The sequence below is a fragment of the Pseudomonas sp. 18.1.10 genome (assembly GCF_024655625.1).
Taxonomy (GTDB): domain Bacteria; phylum Pseudomonadota; class Gammaproteobacteria; order Pseudomonadales; family Pseudomonadaceae; genus Aquipseudomonas.
In genome coordinates this window covers 21910-40486 of sequence record NZ_JANLGL010000017.1, presented here as the reverse complement: position 1 = coordinate 40486, position 18577 = coordinate 21910, and the positions used below count along the sequence as shown (strand labels likewise).

Annotated in this window: 13 protein-coding genes; all 13 read right to left on the bottom strand. The window is 64.7% G+C overall.

Features of this window, described 5'->3' with window-relative positions; translation table 11 throughout:
• Positions 1-229: 229 nt before the first annotated feature.
• The 13 genes from NUV89_RS05055 to NUV89_RS04995 all read right to left on the bottom strand — a co-directional run bounded on the left by NUV89_RS05055 (position 230) and on the right by NUV89_RS04995 (position 18505).
• Entirely contained in the window at positions 230-1285 is a 1056-nt protein-coding gene (locus NUV89_RS05055; RefSeq protein ID WP_374684458.1) for an acyltransferase family protein, read from the bottom strand.
• Between the two features lie 14 nt (positions 1286-1299).
• Positions 1300-2709, bottom strand: coding sequence for a lipid II flippase MurJ (locus NUV89_RS05050; RefSeq protein WP_257780521.1), 1410 nt, complete (start codon positions 2707-2709; stop codon positions 1300-1302).
• Entirely contained in the window at positions 2709-4142 is a 1434-nt protein-coding gene (locus NUV89_RS05045) for an O-antigen ligase (RefSeq protein WP_257780520.1), read from the bottom strand. Before NUV89_RS05045 ends, NUV89_RS05050 begins: the two co-directional genes overlap by 1 nt.
• Positions 4139-5242 carry a glycosyltransferase family 1 protein gene (locus NUV89_RS05040; RefSeq protein ID WP_257780519.1) on the bottom strand — a complete coding sequence of 368 codons (1104 nt, stop codon included), beginning with the start codon at positions 5240-5242 and terminating at the stop codon, positions 4139-4141. The genes NUV89_RS05045 and NUV89_RS05040 overlap by 4 nt, the downstream gene beginning before the upstream one ends.
• A complete protein-coding gene (locus NUV89_RS05035) occupies positions 5233-6450 on the bottom strand; it encodes a glycosyltransferase family 4 protein (RefSeq protein WP_257780518.1) in 1218 nt (405 codons plus the stop codon). The genes NUV89_RS05040 and NUV89_RS05035 overlap by 10 nt, the downstream gene beginning before the upstream one ends.
• A 7-nt stretch (positions 6451-6457) precedes the next feature.
• Positions 6458-7786 carry a cellulase family glycosylhydrolase gene (locus tag NUV89_RS05030; RefSeq protein ID WP_257780517.1) on the bottom strand — a complete coding sequence of 443 codons (1329 nt, stop codon included), beginning with the start codon at positions 7784-7786 and terminating at the stop codon, positions 6458-6460.
• Complete coding sequence (locus NUV89_RS05025; protein WP_257780516.1) at positions 7776-8966, bottom strand: glycosyltransferase; 1191 nt, start codon at positions 8964-8966, stop codon at positions 7776-7778. The genes NUV89_RS05030 and NUV89_RS05025 overlap by 11 nt, the downstream gene beginning before the upstream one ends.
• Positions 8966-10957: an exopolysaccharide transport family protein gene (locus NUV89_RS05020; protein WP_257780515.1), complete on the bottom strand. Its 1992-nt coding sequence runs from the start codon at positions 10955-10957 to the stop codon at positions 8966-8968. The genes NUV89_RS05025 and NUV89_RS05020 overlap by 1 nt, the downstream gene beginning before the upstream one ends.
• A 14-nt stretch (positions 10958-10971) precedes the next feature.
• Positions 10972-11748 (bottom strand): polysaccharide biosynthesis/export family protein, encoded by a 777-nt coding sequence (locus NUV89_RS05015; protein ID WP_257780514.1) that lies wholly within the window; start codon positions 11746-11748, stop codon positions 10972-10974.
• Between the two features lie 29 nt (positions 11749-11777).
• Positions 11778-12689, bottom strand: coding sequence for a glycosyltransferase family 2 protein (locus NUV89_RS05010; protein WP_257780513.1), 912 nt, complete (start codon positions 12687-12689; stop codon positions 11778-11780).
• A gap of 1 nt (position 12690) precedes the next feature.
• A complete protein-coding gene (locus NUV89_RS05005) occupies positions 12691-14151 on the bottom strand; it encodes a mannose-1-phosphate guanylyltransferase/mannose-6-phosphate isomerase (protein ID WP_257780512.1) in 1461 nt (486 codons plus the stop codon).
• On the bottom strand, positions 14151-15590 hold the full coding sequence (locus NUV89_RS05000; protein WP_257780511.1) for an undecaprenyl-phosphate glucose phosphotransferase: 1440 nt from the start codon (positions 15588-15590) through the stop codon (positions 14151-14153). Before NUV89_RS05000 ends, NUV89_RS05005 begins: the two co-directional genes overlap by 1 nt.
• A 428-nt stretch (positions 15591-16018) precedes the next feature.
• Positions 16019-18505 (bottom strand): TonB-dependent receptor, encoded by a 2487-nt coding sequence (locus NUV89_RS04995; RefSeq protein ID WP_257780510.1) that lies wholly within the window; start codon positions 18503-18505, stop codon positions 16019-16021.
• Positions 18506-18577 lie beyond the last annotated feature (72 nt).

Here is an 18577-nt window from a genome sequence, read left to right as displayed (position 1 = left end):
GTGGGAGCGGGCTTGCCCGCGAATGCGGTGGCTCAGTTAGAACATCTTTGACTGGCCCACCGCTATCGCAGGCAAGCCAGCCCCCACATCTGGATTTGCGCCAGACTGGGAATCTGGCCACACCGCCGCCCTCCTGTGGGAGCGGGCTTGCCCGCGAATGCGGTGGCTCAGTTAGAACATCTTTGACTGGCCCACCGCTATCGCGAGCAAGCCCGCTCCCACATTTGCTTCAGTTGCGTGCTGGCGCTTGCGTTTCATTTTTCTTGCGCACCGGAAACGGAAAGTAGAAAAACCGCAAGAACGCCACCCGCTTGATCACTTCCCCAATCAGCAACGGTGCCACCACCGCCACCACCAAGCCAACGCACGCCGCCACAAACGGATGCAGTCCCAGGCGCTCCATCAAATCGAAGGTCTTGTGCTGGATCTCGCCATGGAAGATCAACAGGATCAACGTCGACTGGCCAATGTAGGTCATCGCCCGCGTCAGCAGCGCCGAGACCATCAGCACCCGCGCCAAGGCCCAGCACAGGTACACGCCAATCACCGCCAGCAGGCTGGTCCACAACCAGTGGTCATAGCGCCGTTGCGCCAAATCCATGGTGTCCCCCCGCCAGAGAAACACCGCCGCGAACAGCACCGCCGATATCACCAGCGTCAGCAGTGAACCCTCATGCCGGCGCAGCCAGTCCCGCAGCAGGTAGCCGAGGATGAACCACGCGCCGCTGATCAGCGTGACGTCCAGGCTGAACGGCAACCCGGGCAGCACCCAGGTGCGTTCGCCGACGGTCACCGGCAGTTGCCAGAACCACGGCAGGATCCAGGTGCCCACCACCAGAATCAGTGCGGTCAGCCCACAACTCAGCGCCAGCGGTAGGCGTTGGATCAAACGCAGCACGCACCAACTGAACAGGATCGCCACCCAGAAGTGCGGCAGAAACCACAGCGCCTGCCACGGGATGGTGTCCACCGAGGCATACAGCACGCCGCCGATATCCGGCAGCAGCGGTTGCCCGCGCAGCACATCGCGCACGACCACGTAGACCAGCAGGGTGAAGAAAAACGGCTTGAGCAGGCCGTCGGCCTTGCGCACGGCCATCTCGCCGAAGGGCTGTTCCGGCTTGAACAGCACGCCAGACAAAAAGAAGAACAACGGCAGAATGAACGACGCCAGGATCGGGTACATCAAGTCCAGGGACGTGGCCACAAACCAGCTGTGGGCATACACGATCACCAGGATGCCGATGCCTTTGGCGATATCCATTTGAATCCAGCGATGTTTCACTCGACCTTCCTCCTTTATGCCTTGCGCCATGGCTTGAGCCACAGCCCCATGCCCAGCAACACCACGGCGCCGGCCAGGGTGCTCAGACCCAGTTGCAGCCACACGCCGTCAATTCGAAACAGCAGCAACGCCGCCAGGCCCAGCAACAGCGTGCTCAGCAGCCATTGCCGTGCCCAGGGCAGGGCGCTGAGCAAGGACTGGCGCTGCATCAACAGCAGCGCGGTGCACAGCACGCCGGCCAGCGCCGCCAGCGGAATGCCGGCGAGGCCGAAGATAAACGGCAGCGCGCCAAGCAACAGCACATTGACCAGGCTGCCGAGCAATTCGCAGCGCAACGGCTGCCGTGTGTCGCCCGCGGCGTAGGCATAGCGCGCCAGCAATGCGTTCCAGGCGCCGAACACCAGCGGCACGGCAAACCACGCCAGCAGCAGCGGCAGCGGCGAATCCGTCGATTGCTTGGGCAGCAGCAGCGCCACCAGGCTCGGGGCCGCCGCCACCAGGCCGACACCGGCGGGCAGGGTCAGCACGCTGGCGGTTTCCAGGCCGCGCTTGAGCAGGGCCAGGCGCGCGTCGCCCTGGCGGCGGCTCATCATGCCCAACAGCACCTGGTTGAGGCTCATCAGCGCAATCAGCGGCAGGTTCATCAGCTTGCGCGCGAGGTTGACCCAGGTCACCGCGCCTTCCCCCAGCAGCGAGGCCACCAGCCGTTCGATCAGCGCCAAGCCCTGGCTGGCGCCGTTGCTCAACAGCAGCGGGCCGATGCGTTGGCCCAGCTCCCGCAGCGGCGCCAGCGACAGTTGCCAGCGCCACGGCCGCCAACCCTGGCGCCAGACCGACGGCAGCAGCGCCAGCGGCATCAACAGGCTGCCGGCGAGGCAAGCCAGGGCCAGCGTGTGCGGTTGCGTGGCAGTGCCGGCGAGGGCGAGGTACGTCACCGGCGGCAGGTTGAACAGTAACGAGCCCAGCCCCGCCAGCACAAACCGCTCGCTGGCCTGCAACGGAATACTGAACAGCGCATGCAGCATCAAGCCCGGCACGCACCACGCGACGATTTGCAGATTGCTGCCCGCCAACGCCGTGGCACTCGCCGCCAGACCGGGGCCGAGCAGTTGCACCAGCCACGGTGCCAACAGCGTCAGCAACAGGCTGGTCACCAGCGCGATCAGCAGCAACGCCGGGAACAACACCGCCAGCCAATTCAGGCGCTCGCCCTCCTGGCGTTGCAGGTACAGCGGCAGCGCGGCGGCGCTGAGCACGCCACCGGCCAGGGACATGCGCAAGGCTTCGGGCAAAAACAGTGCGATGAGGAACGCATCACTGCGCTCGCCCGCGCCCCACGCCGCCACCAGCAACCATTCGCGCGCAAAGCCCAGGCACAAGCCGAGCAAGGTCGCCACGGTCAGCCAGACGGCAGAGCCGAGCATCAGGGGTGCACGCCATCAAGCAACGGCTCAGGCGCCGCGACACGTTTGACTTGCGGCAACCGCGCCGGAAACAGCCGCCGTGCCTCCAGCACATTGATCCCCACCATCAGCCAGAACAGCGCCACCATCACCACCGCAAAGCTGAAATAGTGGTCAAACAAGCCACTGACCAACGCCGCCAGAATGCCCGCCGTGGTCCCCAGCCACAGGGCGTTGTCCTTGGTCAGGCGGATCGGGCCTTTGTCCGGCCGCGCCTCACGCCACCAGCGCACGGTCACCGCGACAAACAGCAGCATGCCGAGAATGCCGATCTTGTAGATGTAGTTCAGCCACAGGTTGGAAATCCCCAGCAAGTGCGTGCCCGGCACCGGTGGATCGACCTTGAAGCCAATGCCCAGCGGATACGCGGCCACTGCCTGCGGGAACATGCGGTATTCGTCGAAACGCACTTCGGTACTGGCGTTGCTCGACGAGAAAATCGTCGCCAGACGGTCCTGCAACGGCGGATACGCGAGCACCAGCGCCACGGTCAGCGCCGCGCCGATCATCAGCAGGCGCCCGGTGTAGGGCACGCGGCGCGTGGCCATCCACAGCAGCACCAGCGCCAGGCTGACCATCGCGCCACGGCTACTGGCCAACAGCAGCGCCGCCGCGCCCAGGCACGCCACGCCGAGGCCGAGGCCGCGCTTCCAGCCTTGCTCGGTCATGCCGTAGCAGAACGCCAACGGCAGCAGCAACGCCATGATCCCGCCGATGGCATTCGGGTGCGTCCAGGGTGAGCCCATGCGCGAGGACATGGCTTCCAGGCCGAATTTCAAAGTGTCGAAGTTGGCGTAGTTGAACAGCCCCAGGATCGGCGCAATCCCGGCCCCCGAACGGGTGCGCACAAACACCGCTATCGACAGCAGCAGCATCGCCAGCGTGCCCAGCAGCAGGGCGATCACCAGGGCTTCGCGGTGCTTGCGTTCCACCAGCAACTTGGCCGCGAGGAACACCCCCGACAGGTTCAGCAACCAGCGCAGCCAGTTGGCCAGGCCGCTGCTGTCGGCGTGGGTGATGACCTGGCCGACGATAAACGGGAACACACTGAACAGCATCAGCCACATCAGCATCTGGTCAGTGGGGCGTTGCGTGAAGCGTGGCGATTCGGGCACGCGCGACAAAAACCGCTGCCACACCACCGCGCCCCAGGTCAGGGCGAGGATCGCTTCGCTGACGGTGGTGCGGATGCCCAGATTGATCGTGGAGTACGGCATGAACGTCGCCACCAGGGCAAACAGCAGCAGGCCCCACAGCGGAAAGCGCAGGATGGTCAGCGCGCCCGCGAGGCCGATCACGGCGACAAACGCCTTGGCCGGTGACAGCAACAAGGCCAGCGCGCCGAACAGCACGCCGAAGAGGATGGGGACGAGGCTTGCCAGGTTTAGTCTCACTTGAGCTCCTCGATCAGGTCGGCCAGGCGCCGACGATAGGCGCCAGGGTTATAGCGTTCGGCCCATTGGCGGCGTTGCTCCGGCGAATCTTCGGCGGGGTGCTGCGCCAGGTCCAGCATCAGCTGCACCAGCGCCGGGCCATCGGTGGGCGAAAATCGCGGCGCCGTCGGCGGGGTGATTTCATCCAGGGAAGTGCCGCTGGCCACCGCCACCGGGGTGCCGACGCTCAGGGCTTCGATCACCGGCAAGCCGAAACCTTCGGCGTACGAGGGTTGCCACAGGCGCGAGGCCTGGCGGTACAGCGCGTGCAGTTCGGCATCCGACACACCGCTCAAGGCGCGAATCCCCGGCAGCGTGCGCTGGGCCTCGGGCAGATGGTCGAGGCTGCCCACCAGCACCAGCTCCGGCACCTCAGGGGATTGGCGCCGCGCGTGCTGCCAGGCGTCCACTAGGAACGGTACGTTCTTGCGCAATTCGCGGGTGCCCACCAGCAGCCAGTAACCCTCGGGCAACTGGCGTGCGCTGAGGTCGGCGGGCAGCCCGGCAAAGCCATCGACCTGATTGGGCAGCACGCGGATCTTGTCCTTGGCGCCGGGAAACAGCCGCGCGGTTTCATCGGCGCTGTATTGCGACGGCGTCCACACGCGGTCGGCGCTGCGCACCGCATAGGCAATCGACAGGCGATCGCTGGTCTTGTAGATCAGCGCCTTCAGGCGGTTGGCATGGTAGTTGTCCAGGGTGATCTGGAACAGGTCATGCAACAGCACCACGCTGCGCAAGCCCTTGGGTTTGGGCGGCAGCGGCAGGCCCATATTGAAGGTGCTGATGTACAGGTCGATGTGTTGCGCGCGCAACGCACGGGGCAGAAAACCGGCCTCGAAACGCAGGCGATTCTGCGGTTGGTGCATCGCGGTTTTTGCGCAGCCCCAACTCGGGCAATGCGCTTGCAAGCGGGTTTCATCGCCCAGGGGCGCCACGGTGAAGCGCTCCAGCTCAAGGTCCGGCAGCGTGCGCAGGGCGCTTTCCAGGGCGTACACCTGGCGGCTGATCCCCGATTGCGGCGAGGTGCCGACGGTGCGGTAATCCAGGCCTACACGCATGCGGGCTCCTTGTGTTTGAGCGGCGCGAGGCTGGCGTACACCTGCTCCAACTGGCTGGCGGCGACGCTCCAGTCATGGGCGCGGCGCACGTACGCGCGGCCGGCTTCGCCCATGGGCGCGGCGGCTTCGGGAAATTGCAGCAGGCGCACCACGGCATCGGCCAGGGCGGTGGCGGATTGGCCGCCGAGGTAGTCCAGGCCTTCCACCAAGTCCAGGCCCGACACGCCTTGCGCGGTGCTTGCCAGCGGCAGGCCGGCGGCCAGGGCTTCGAGGACCTTGAGCTTGGAGCCACCGCCATGGCGCAACGGGGCGAGGAACACCGCACTGCTCGATTGCAGTTGCAGCAGGTCCGGTACAAAGCCCTGCCATTCGATGCGCGGGTCTGGCCAGCGCGTGCGCCAACTGGCGGGCATGCCGAAGCCGCACACACTCATGCGCGCCTCGGGGCAGCGCGCCCAGACCTTGGGCAGGATCTCATCCAGGGCCCACTCGATGGCGTCCACATTCGGTGCGTATTCGTAGTTGCCGAGGAACAGCACGCGACGGCTCGCCGGGTCGGGACGGGCCTTGGCGAAGTGGTCGCAATCCACCCCGTTGACCACCACCGGCACCCGTTTGCCGGCAATCTTTTCCAGCACTTCGGCGTCGCTTTCGGTCACTGCCACCACCTGGGTGGCCTGGCGCATCACGCGGCGTTCCCAGCGTGCATAGCGCCATTGATCGTAGCGAATGAACGGCAGCGCCCAGCGCGGCAAACGGTCATAGGTGGCGGCGCCGAGGGCCGACTCGACGTTGTGTTCGGTCAGCACAAACGGCTGGGCGTTGCGCGCCAGGGCATCTTCGTAAGGCTGGAAGGTGTAGGTGTGCTCGATCTGCACCACGTCCCATTGTTCACCCAACAGCCACTCGAACGTGTCCTGCAATTCCCCCGACAAACCATTCACGCTGGCCAGCAGCGGGTAGGGCGCGAACAGCCCGGCCAGCAACGTCTTGACGCTGCGCAGCGGGCGGCGCGGCAGCACGATCAATTGTTCGAGAAACGCCTCCAGCACCTGGCGGTCGGCCGGCGTCACCGGGTGTTTGTCATGCAGCAGCAAGGTGATCTGATGCCCGCGCGCCGCGAGGCTGCGCAGCAAATGAAACTGGCGCGTCTTGCCGCCGCTGGTGGCGGGCCAGGGTGAGTAGGGCAGGATCCATAAAATGCGCATGGCCGCGTCAATCCCATAACAGAATTTGCAGGGTCGGCTTGACCGGCACGGTCAGGCCGCTGGTGCCGGTCAGCGGGGTTTGCGTGCCGAGCAGCGGGTCGTACAGGGTGGCGTTGGCCAGGCCTGGCAAGTGTGCGTTGCCACCCGCGGCCGACCAGAAGAACCACAGCTTGTGGCCATCGGCGCGGGCCCAGCCGATGCTGAACAGGCCATCGGGCAATTGGTCGGCGAGCGGCGGGTCGCCGGGGCTCAGGCTGGGCCCGCTGATGTCGAGAAAGTTTTTCAGCGCGGTGTACACCGGCTTGGGGTTGGCGTCGATATCGAGCAAACCGTAGAACTGGTCACGCACGCTGGCGCGTTGGTCGAGATCGCTGAGGGTGAACAGGAAGATCTTGTCGAAATCCATCGCGCTCATCAGCGCCAGGCGCCGCAGCACGTAGTCGGCCTGGCCTTGCAGGGTGATGAGGTCTTGCGCGTCCTTGGGCCCGGGGTAGGTGGACCAGCCCCATTCGGTGCTCCACAGGGTCTGCACGCCGCCGTTGCGCAGGGCCGTGTTAAGTGCGCTGGTCTTGGCGATGAAATCCAGGTTGGCCGGGTCGTTGCCTTCCGGCAGCTGGGTGTAGGGGTGATAGGAAATCACCGTGTTGAGGCTGGCGACGCCGAGGGCGCCAAGGGCGTCGAACATGGTCTGGCCGTTGGGCATTTCGCTAAAGAATGCCATCCCGGCGGCCACCACCGGCTTGCTCGGATTGACCCCGCGCAAGGCGCCCGCCGTGGCGGTCAACAGCGCGGCAAAGCCTGCGGGATCGGCCGCCGGGCGCCAGAAGCCGAGCAGGTTGGGCTCGTTCCACACCTGCCAGGCATCCACGCTGGGGTAACGCTGGGACAGCAGCGCCATGCGCGTGGCGAACACATTCGGGTCTTTGGGCGGGTACTGGTCCTGATACGGCGCACCGGCCGGCGCGGTGGTGGCGAACGGCGCCGAGCCCACCAGGTAGAACACCGATTTGAGCTGGTTGTCCTGCAGCTTGCCAACCAACTGATCGAGGGTCGCGATCTGGTACTGGTTCTCCACCGGCTCCAGCTGGTCCCAGTGCAGATCCAGGCGCACCCATTGCAGGCCCAGGGCCTTGAGACGGTCGATCTGCAGTTGATAACGCGCGGGGGCGAACCACAGGAACTGCGCGTTCACCCCGAGGAAATCCTTCCACACCACGACCTTGTTGCTCTTGAGTACATGGTTCTCGGCGTCGGCCTGGCGCCCCCACATAAAGGCCGTGAGGCCCAAGGCCGCGACCACGGCCAGGGTCGCGAGGTACGTGCGTTTACGCGCCATAGGGGGCTCCGGCAATCGCCTGTTCAAAGAGCTGCTTGAATTTTTGCGCGGTCAACGGCCACAGGCGTTCACGGCCGATTTCCCCGGCGCGTTCGGCCCAGTCCCGCGCCAGCGCCGGCGTGCGCGCCAGGCGCAGCAGTTGCGCCGCCAGCGCCGGCACATCGCCTTGGGGATAGATCGCACCGTTGCCGCTGGCGACTTCTTCGGCAAACGCCCGCGCATCCGAGGTGATCGCCCCGCGCCCGCACGCGGCGGCCCAGGACAGCGCGCCACTGGTGCCGCGTTGGCGGCCGAGCAGGCCGAGTTTTTTCGATTCGCGGTACGGCAGCACCATCACATGGTGGGCCTGGATGGTCTGGGCAATCTCGCTGGCGGGCAGGTTCAGCCGCCAGTCGATGGCTTCGGTCAGGCCGAGCGAGGCGATCTGGCTGTTCAGCTGTTCCAGGTAGTTGCCGCCCGCGCCAAACGCCATCTCGGCGGCGGTGCCACCGGCCAGGGTCAGGCGCACGCGGTCCCGCAATTCGGGGGCTTGCTTGAACACGTCGGCCAGGGCTTGCAACAGGTCTTCGATGCCTTTGCCGCGGTAGATAAAACCGAAGTACAGCAGGTGCAGGGTGTCCAGCGCCGGCAACGGCGCGGGCGCGATGGCCAGGTTGGCGTGGTTGATGACCGCGACTTTGCCGGCCGGCAGTTGCATGCGCTGGCCCAGGCAGTCAGCGCCGAGGCGGGTGAGGGTAATCAGCCGCGTCAGGCCCTGGGCGACGTGACGTTCCTCGCGCAAGGTCAAGGGGTCGGCCAGCACCACCGCCGCTTGCGGCAACGGGCTGGGCAGATGCGCCAACAGGTTCAGCGGGAAGGGCAGGTGCTCACGGCGCCAGACCATGCGCTCCGGGTCGTGCACGGTGGCGGTCAGCGCCAGGCCGGGGTGGGCCTTGCGCAATTCACCCAGGGCGAGGAACTCGCCGAGGCGCCCGCCGCCCAGCTCGGCGTGGACCAGGTCCACACCCTGCCAGTCGAACCGGGCGATGGCCTGCTGGATCGCGGCGCTGTTGCCGTCCACGCCGGTCAACGGTGTCGCCACCGTCACGCCCAGTTGCTCCAATGCCGTCTTGAAATGGTTCGCGTAGTCGGCGATGCCGTTTTTTTCCGGCGGCAAGGGCGCGAGCAGGGCGATGCGCATCAGAACGCCCCCCGGTACTTGGCGATGGTGCGCAACACCTTGGCTGGTACTTCGAATTTGCGCCGGTTGATAATGATGCCGTCCACCTTGCCGAACGCGGTGTTGAGGATCGACAGCGCATGTTCCACCACCGGCACCGTGCTTTTATGCGCTTCCACCACCAGCGCAATCAGGTCGGCGCGGCGCAGGGTGACAAACGCGTCGCGGTTGTCCAGCAGGCCCGAGGCATCCAGCAGCACCACTTCGCCAGGCTCCGCCGGGACGAGGCCGCCGACCCGCACGTTGACGCCGTTTTCCAGCAGCAGATGGCGCAGCTGTTCGACGACAAAGGTCACGCCTTCGCCGTGTCGCGCCGAGGTCAGCCCCAGGGTCAGGCCGTCCTGTGCAATGCGGTCGGGTTTGAGCTGGCTGTACAGCCGGTAGATGCTGGCGTGGAACGCGTTGGTGCTTTGCACGGTGCTGGTGTCCAGCTCCGGCAAGGTGGTCCACAGGCGCAGGCCGAACTTGCGTTCCACCAGGCCGCCGTCGTGAATGCGCTGGTCCAGCAGGTAGCACAGGTAGATCACCAGCAAGCCGACGACGATGGCGAACGGAATCGCCAGGAACAGCATCACCAGGGTTTTCGGGAAGATACGCCCAGGGTTCAGGGTGGCTTCTTCGATCACGGCGATGTTGCTGATCTGGCTGTTGTCGAGCTCGCGGTCGATGCGCGATTTTTCCAGGTTGTCCACGTACAGCGCGTAGTTGCGCTCGGTGGTGTTCAACTCGCGGGCCAGGCGCGCCAGTTCCGGTTCGATCTCCAGGGCTTGCTTGCGCTGGTCTTCGAGGTTGAGCAGTTGTTTTTGCTGTTGCACCAGCTGCGTGCGCAGGGCCTGGTTGTTGCTCGACTCATCCAGCAGCACCCGCTGCAAGTGGATTTCCAGGGTGTTCGGCGCACGGTTTTCCGAGGCTTGCACGGTGTTGCTTTCGCTGGAAACCTCGGCGCGCATCGCACGGATCGACGCGTCGAGGGCTTTCACCGGCGGCGCGTTGTCGGTGTAGGTGCGCATCATGTCGGCCTTTTCCAGCAGCTTCTGGTTGAGCAGGCGACGCAAGTCCTGTTGCTGCGGGTTCAGTGCGATCTGGCGCACTGTGGTGACTTCCTTGGGCTGGGTCTTGAGCTGGGTGCGCGTGCTGGCGATGGCGCTGTCCGACGAGGCGATCAAGCGCGTGGTATTGAAGGTTTCGCCGCGCAGCACGTTGATGCGCTCGGACAGGTCTTCGAGGCGGTCGGTGATGCTCGCCGCGCCGATCTCGTTGAGGTGCTTGAGGATCTGTTGCTTGTAGCTCTGGATCTCGGTGGCGCTGGTGGCCACCTGGCCTTCGTAGAACACGTAGAGGCTCTTGCGCCCCAAAGCCTGGGTGCGTTCGTTGATATAGGTCTCGACCCAATCCTTGACCACCGCCTGGGCGATTTCCGGGTCGCCCCAGGTAAAGCTGATGTCCATCACCGTGGAACCGGCGGCGTGGCTCACTTCAAAGCTCTTTTCCAGGCTGGCGGCGAGGCGTTCCACCGGGGTGGTTTTTTCGACGATGCCCACGGTTTCCAGGACCACGCGTACGCCGCCGAAAATCGCGCCGATGCCTTCCTTGACGTAGTGCTTGGTGCGCTTCCAGAACCCTTCGGGTGGCGGCGCATTTTCGATCACTTCCAGGTAGTGCTCGGCCACCGCCCGCACGATCGGGCGCCCGGTGAGCAGGCGTTCTTCATCGACAATCGGGTCGCGCTGGGTGCTGGGCATCACCAGCGCCTGGCGGTTGCTGATCTCGATCGGCAAGGTCGAATCGCGCCCCGGCTTGACCAGCAGGCGCGCGGTGGATTCGTACTTGGCCGGCAGCAGGAACGCGCCGAGCAGGATGATTACCAGCGCGGCAATCGCCGCCAGTTTGAACTCGCGGCGGAAGATGAAGAACAGGCGCAGAAGATCACGAAAAGAACGGATCTCGATCATGGGATGTCGCTCCTTTAGTTATTGCCGCCGCTGGTCCGGGTGTAGTTGTAGCCAACCCCAATGGACTTGGTGAACGGGATCAGTTGGTTCATGTAGGTATCCACCCCCTGGATGCGCTCGCCCACGTTGGATTTGGGCACGAACACCACGTCGCCGCGTTGCAGGTGCACCGGTTTGCGCCCGTTGGGGCCGGTCTTGAGCAACTGGCTGAAGTCGAGGAAGTACGCGCGGTAGGCACCCTGGGCGTCTTCGCGCAGCAGGGCGACCATGCTCGCGTTGCCCGCCGGGCTGACCCCGCCCGCGCCGAGAATCGCCTGTTCCAGGGTGTTGGCCGTGGCGATCTGCACCGCCGTCGGGTTGTTCACCGCGCCGCCGACGATCACCGAGTTGCCCGGCGCCTGGTTGATGTTCACCGTCACCCGTGGCTCGCGGTAGGTCTGCGCGAGCTTGCCGGTCAGCTCGGTGGCGAGTTCCGAAGGCTGGCGCCCGGCGACCTGGATCGGCCCGAGGAACGGGTAGTTGATCTTGCCGTCGGTCTGCACCGTGTACAGCGTCAGCTCATAGATGGTGCTGACGTTGAACGCCGACAGCGTCGGCATCTCGCCGGCATCCCGGACGATGCGCAACTGGTCGCCGACGCGGATGCGCTCCACGGCGGGCGGCAATTGCGCCAACTGTTCGAGGGCGCGCTTGCCGTCCTCGACGGCCTTGCCGTCTGGCGCGACGATGCGTGCGGGAGTATTGCAGGCGGCCAGGGCCAGCATGGCCAGGACGAGCACGGTGCGTTTCATCAAGGGGGACTTCCTGTGGGTCATGCTGCTCACCTCCAATAACCGGGAAACATGCTGATGCGCCGCTTGAGGGCGAGGGGGAGGCGGCGTTCCTGATGGCCCAGCCGATAGCCGAACAACTTGAACGCGCTGCGCACCAGGACTTCGGGGACGCGGTGCAACGCACCGGCTGCGCGCAGTGCCGCCAGCTCAGCCAGTACATAGCGTTTACCTTCACCGCCGGCATCGCCGAACGCTTCACGGATCCACGGCTCGCGGCCGTAGAACACGCCAATGTCGAAGTAGCGGTGAAACTCATCCATGAGCGTGTAATCGTGGGAGTGATACACCTGCGCGCTGGCGGCATACCGCACCTTGTAGCCGTCGAGCAGCAGGCGCGCAGCGACGTAGGCGTCTTCGCTGCCGATCACATCGGCGGGGAACCCCCCCACCGCGTGCAGGGCGCTGCGCCGGTACACGGAAAACGAGTCGGAGCTGAAGCAGGTCTTGATCCCCAACTCCGGCGCATCGGCCAGGCTTTTGCTGCGGCTCTGCGCCGGGTAGTTGAAGTGTCGCGACTGCGCCCCCAGCACGCCGGCGCCGGGGTGCGGCAATTGGCGGCCGTAGGCGACGCCGTTGAGCGGGTCTTGCTGCAACTCGGCGAGCAGGTTGGCAAAGGTCTCGGGGCTGGCGGGGATGGCGTCCTGGGTCATCACGATCAAGGCGTCGCCGCCCACTTGCTCGCTGGCCCAGCGCCGGGTGCCGCCGTGGTTGAAGTCGCGGGCATCGATCACCTCGACCCGTGCGCCAAACGCCCGAAAACGCGCCACGCTGTCGTCGCTGGAGGCGCTGTCGACCACCAGGGTTTCGTCCGGTTGCAGGCTTTGCATGGCCAGCGCCGGCAGCAGGCGCGCCAGGTGGCTGGAAGCGTTACGGGTCGGGATAATCAATGAAGTGCGCATGTCATTTTTTCACGTCGGCCGGGGCGCGCCCGTAGATGTCGTCGAAGCGCACGATGTCGTCTTCGCCCAGGTACTCGCCGCTCTGCACCTCGATCATCACCAGGTCGATGATGCCGGGGTTGGTCAGCCGGTGTTTGTGCCCGGCCGGGATGTAGGTGGACTCGTTGGCGTTGATGAGGAACTCGCGCTCGCCATTGGTGATCTGCGCCGCGCCGCTGACCACTACCCAGTGCTCGCTGCGGTGGTGATGCATCTGCAACGACAGTGACGCCTGGGGCTTGACCACGATGCGCTTGATCTTGAAGCGGCTGCTTTCCTCCAGCACGGTGTAGGTGCCCCATGGGCGGGTGACGGTGCGGTGCAGGCTGTACGCCGGATGGTTCTGGCGCTTGAGCTCGGCGACGATGTAGCGCACATCCTGGCTGCGGTTGGCATCGGCGATCAGCAGCGCGTCGGGCGTGTCGACGATGATTAAGTCGCGCACGCCCACGGCGCCGGTAACGCGCTTGGGCGAGTCGATGTAGCAGTTGTGCACGTCATGCAGGATCGCTTCGCCGTTGACCTGGTTGCCATGGGCGTCGCTGGGGGTGAGCTGGCGCAGCGCTTCCCACGAGCCGATGTCGCTCCAGCCGATGTCGCAGGGCACCACGGCGACTTGGCGGGACTTCTCCATCAGCGCCACGTCGATGGAAATATCTGGCGCGCTGGCGAAGCCATCCGCATCCAGTTCACGCTGGCGCGAGGTTTTGTTTTGCAGGCTCTGGCTGTGTTCCAGCGCGGCTCGGGCGGCGGTGAGCACATCCGGCGCGTGGCGGGCGAGTTCGTCCACCAGGGTGCTGGCCTTGAAGCAGAACATGCCCGCATTCCACAGGTGCTTGCCGCCGTCGAGGTAGCCCTGGGCGGTGGCCAGGTCGGGTTTTTCGACGAAGCGCTTGACCCGGTAGCCGCTGCCCAGCGCTTCGCCTTGCTCGATGTAGCCAAAGCCGGTTTCCGGGTGGTCGGGCTGGATGCCGAAGGTCACCAGGTAGCCGGCCTCGGCGAGGTCGCGGGCCTGGGTCACGGCTGCGGCGAACGCCCCTTCATTGAGGATCAGATGGTCGGCCGGCAGCACCAGCAGTTGTGCGGCATCGCCGAAGTGTTCCTGCACATGCAGCGCCGCCACCGCGATGGCCGCCGCCGTGTTGCGCCCGAACGGCTCCAGCAGCAGGTCTAGCGGCAAGTGCGCCGTGTTGACGCTGCGGTAGTCATCCAGGGTGCGAAACAGCAGGTCGCGGTTGGTCACCGTCAGCACGCTTTCCACGCCGGGCAGCTTGGCCGCGCGCTGGAAGGTTTTTTGCAAAAGGCTCTGGCCGTCACGCATGCGCATGAAGGGCTTGGGCATGTTCTGCCGCGACACCGGCCACAGCCGCGTGCCCGACCCGCCGGAGACGATGCAGGGGATCAAGCCGTTGAGGGTGTTCATCAGTAGACCTCCTTGGTGGACAGGACGGCGGGGACCGTCATGAAGACGATGTACAGGTCAAACCACACCGACCATTTGGAGATGTACTCCAGGTCGTATTCCACGCGTTTCTGGATCTTGTAGAGGGTGTCGGTTTCACCGCGAAAGCCGTTGATCTGCGCCCAACCGGTGATCCCCGGCTTGACCCGGTGACGCGAGCTGTACTCGCTCACCGCGACCTCAAATGGCACGCCGGCGGCCTTGGTTGCGGTGGCGTGGGGGCGCGGGCCGACCATCGACATGTTGCCCAGCAGCACGTTGAACAGCTGCGGCAGCTCATCGATGCTGGTCTTGCGGATGATCCGGCCGACGCGGGTGATGCGCGGGTCCTGGCGGGTGGTCTGGCGTTCGGCGGTGAAGTCGCTCTGGTCGGTGTACATCGAGCGGAACTTGAACACGCGGATTTCGTTGTCGTTGTAGCCGTAGCGGTTCTGCCGGAACAGCACCGGGCCCTTGGAGTCGAGCTTGATCGCAAGCGCCGTGAGCACCATCAGCGGTGACAACGCCACCAGCGCCAGGCTGGCCAGCAGCAGGTCTTCCAGGCGCTTGATTACCGGCGACCAACCCCGCAGCGGCAATTGCGAGGTGTTGAACATGAGGATGCCGCCGACGTCGGTGATCTTGCTGTGGCCGTAGCGCAGGGCAGCCATGTCCGGCACCAGCATCACGTTCACCGACATCTGCCGCAGGCGGTTGACCAGCCCGTGGATGCGCTGCTCGGCCGCCCACGGCAGGCAGATCATCACTTGGTTGACCTCCTCGGAGCGGATCAGTTTTTCCAGCTCGCGGGAGTTGCCCAGCAAGGGCAGGTTGCTCAGTTCCTTGGGGATGCGCTCGGTGCGGTCGTCGATAAAGCCGATCAGGCCCGAGCGGATATCGCCATTGCGTTGCAGGTGGTCGGCAACGTGCACGGCGGTGTCGGTAAAGCCCAGGATCACCGTGCGTTGCAGGTATTTGCCCTTGCGCATCAGGTTGCGATACAGGCGCAGCATCAGCAGCCGTTCCAGGCAGAACAGCGCCAGGCTGGCGAAGTACCAGGCGACCAGGTTGCGTGGGGTCAATTGGGGAAAGGATTGCAGGATCTGGTACATGAACAGCAGGATGCAAAAAGCCGCCGACCAGGACTTGACCTTGGTTTTCAGGCGCAGGCGGTTGCTGAACAGTTCTTCGGAATAGATGCCCAGGGCCTGGAACAGAATGATGGTGAGCACCGCAAAAAACAGCAGCAGCCCAAGAAAATGCGGACGCAGTTCGGGGGCCACCGGGTCAATGAAATACACCAGGACGAGCGGGGGCAGGATGGCACTCAGGCCATGAATGAACTTGACGAAAACAACAAAAAATTCAACAAAACCGGCACGCGTTAAAAACAAACTGTCAATGGACGACTTCTTTCGCATACAGCATCCCTCATTGCACTCCAGACTTTCTGTTCGGCTGTTTGGTCAATAAGGCAGCAGGCTGCTTAGAGGCCAGTCGAACTACGGCTACTCTGGGTAATACGCAACTATCCAATTCAAATGCGGCGTGTCATTTGATGGGATTTGCGGGGTGGTGACTTAAGGGAGTGTTTCCTTGACCTGCCTTGTCAATAAGTTGACTGTGGTGCGGATGTGCCGTTTAGGGCGCTTGGGGTGCAGGTCGTTCGGCATTTTCTTGACATTCCTTGTCTTAACACTCGGTCAGGGGGTGTGATTTTGAGTGTAGGAACAAATGTGAGAATTTTCCTGCCGAACGGGGAAAGCTTTTTCAAATGGAAGTAGGAAAGGGGGACAAAGAGAGGGTGGCAAGGCACGCTAAGTGCCCGGCCACCGGGACTTTCGAGGGATCAGAAGTTGCCTTTCAAACTCACCGTGAAATTGCGTGGTTCACCATAAAAGTTGCCCCACGAGGCTGTACCGACGGTGTTGTAGTAGTTTTTGTCGAATAGATTGTTGCCGTTGAGCGCCACGGTCCACGTGTCGTCGACGCGGTACGCCAGCCGTGCGTTCCACACCGCATAACCGGCCTGTTCCAGCTTGATGGTCTGCATGCGGTAGTTGCTGCTCTGGGCATTGACGCCGGTGCCCACGCTCCACTTCGACAGCGCGCCGTCGAGCTGGTAATCGCCCCAGACCCGCAGCATATGCTTGGGCACGTAGGTGTTGGATGAGCCGCCTTCGAGGGCGCTGTCGATGGTCTTCAGTGACTTGGTCTGGGTGTAGGTGTAGCCGCCTGAAACCTGCAAGCGCTCAAGCACTTCACCGCTGACTTCGGCCTCCACGCCTTGGGCGCGCACCCGGGCGGTGTCGGTGTAGCAAAAGCCATCGGCGGAGGTTGCACAGAAGCTGCGGAAGTCGGTTTCAGCACCGTTTTTCTCGAGGGCGCGGAACAGCGCCAGGGAGCTGTTGAGGCGCCCGTCGAACCATTCGCCCTTGATGCCCAGCTCATAGTTGTCGCCGATCTTCGGCTTGAGCGCGGCGCCATCGGCGGTGGCATAGGCGCTTTGCGGCTGGAAGATATCCGCGTAGCTGGCGTACACCGACAGGTGCTCGTTGAGGTCATAGATCAGCGCGGCGAACGGCGTGACTTCGCCGGTTTCCTTGGAGCGCGCATCCTGCAGCGACCACTCGCCCCAGCCCAGGCTGTAGGACTGGCGACGGTTGTCGTACCAGCTCACGCGGCTGCCCACGATGAACATCAACGGTTCGGCCAGGCGCAGGCGCAAGGTGGCGTAGGCGCCGTACTGGGTGGCGGTTTCCTTGATCGTGCTGCCACGGTACATGTTCGGCCAGAAGGTGTTGTCGGCCGGCTCCGGCAAATGGTGGTTGGGCGTGTAGATGCCCTGGCGCGTCGGCAGGTTTTGGATCGCGTACACATCGTCCTGGGTGCCACGGCTGCCGTTGGCGCCGAGGATCAGCTCGTGTTCCAGGCCGAAGGCTTCGAACTTGCCGTCGAGGTAGGCGTCGAGGCCGTAGTCGCGGTGGTCGTAGTCCATCAACGCGGCGTAGGACAGGGCGGTGGGCGCCGGGTCGCCGTACTGGATCGTGCCTTCGCTGGCGGCGTACTTGGTGTCTTGCAGGTTGCGACTATGCACGGCCGCGACCTTGATTTTCCAGTCGTCGTTGAGCGCGTGGGTGAGGTCGACGAAGTAGGTGGCGCGGCGGCTTTGCCAGTCGTTCCAGGACTGGCCCAGGCACGTGGAGCGGCTGAGGTTGGCGCTCTTGCCGTCGGCATAACGCGGCAGGCCGCCCCAGCACGGAGTGGCATCGACGTCTTCGTAGCTGGCGCCGATGCCCAGGGTGGTGTCGGGGCTCAGGTCGACGTCCAGTGCGCCATAAAATGCCTGGTCCTTGCGCTTGGCGATGTCCATGTACGAGGCGCGATCCTGCTGGCTGATCGCCACGCGGCCGCGCACGGTGCCGCTGTCATTCAGCGCGCCGCCGGTGTCGAGGTCGGCGCGGTAGTTGTCCCAGGTGCCGGCGGACAGCGACAGGCTGGTGGTGGGCTTGGCCTGGGGCCGCTTGCGCACAAAGTTCACCGCGCCGCTGGCGGTGCCGGCGCCCTTGAGCATGCCGGCGGCACCCTTGAGCACTTCCACGCGGTCATAAATCGCCATGTTGGCGCTGAAACTGTCGGCCTGGGCGTAGTCCTTGCCCATGTCCAGCGGTACGCCGTCGTACTGGTACTGGCCGAGCATCTTGAAGCCACGGGAATAGAAGTACTTGCCACCCATGGGCGATTCGTAGCTGGTGATGCCGGGCGTGCGTTCCATCACGTCGTCAATGGTGGTGACGTTCTGGTCGTCCATCAATTGGCGGGTCATCACGCTCACCGACTGCGGCGTTTCCCGCAGGCTGTGTTGGCCTTTGCCGATGGTCACCGCGCCGGTGGTGTAGGAACCGGTGCCCTCGGTGGTGGCGCCCAGGCGGTCGCCGGTGATGGTGGTTGCGCCCAGGTTCAGCGCGCCGGTTTCAGCCACCTGTGGCAGCAGCAACCAGGTGCTGTTGCCCTGACGCTGGGCTTGCAGGCCTTGGCCGCGCAACAACTGGTCGAGGGCTTGCGCGGGGTCGAAGCGGCCATTCAGGCCGGCGCTGGTCTTGCCGGCGACGCTGCCGGCGTCATACGACAGGCTGATGCCGGCCTGGCGGGCGAACTGGTCCAGGGCATTGGCCAGGGAACCGGCGGCGATGTTCCAGTCGCGGGCCTGGGTGTCACTGGCCGGGGCCTGGGCCAGCACGCTCAGGGGCAGGGCGCCGCCGCTCAGGCAGGCGCCGAGCAGGGCGGCCTGGACCGCGCGCTTGAGGGGGGAACGGGGGGAGGGGAACGCTTGCATGACCGTGGGCTGCTCCTGAAGGAAGTGGAAAAAGACTGGCCTGTTGATCGGCCTTTCCTTACAGGTCGAACG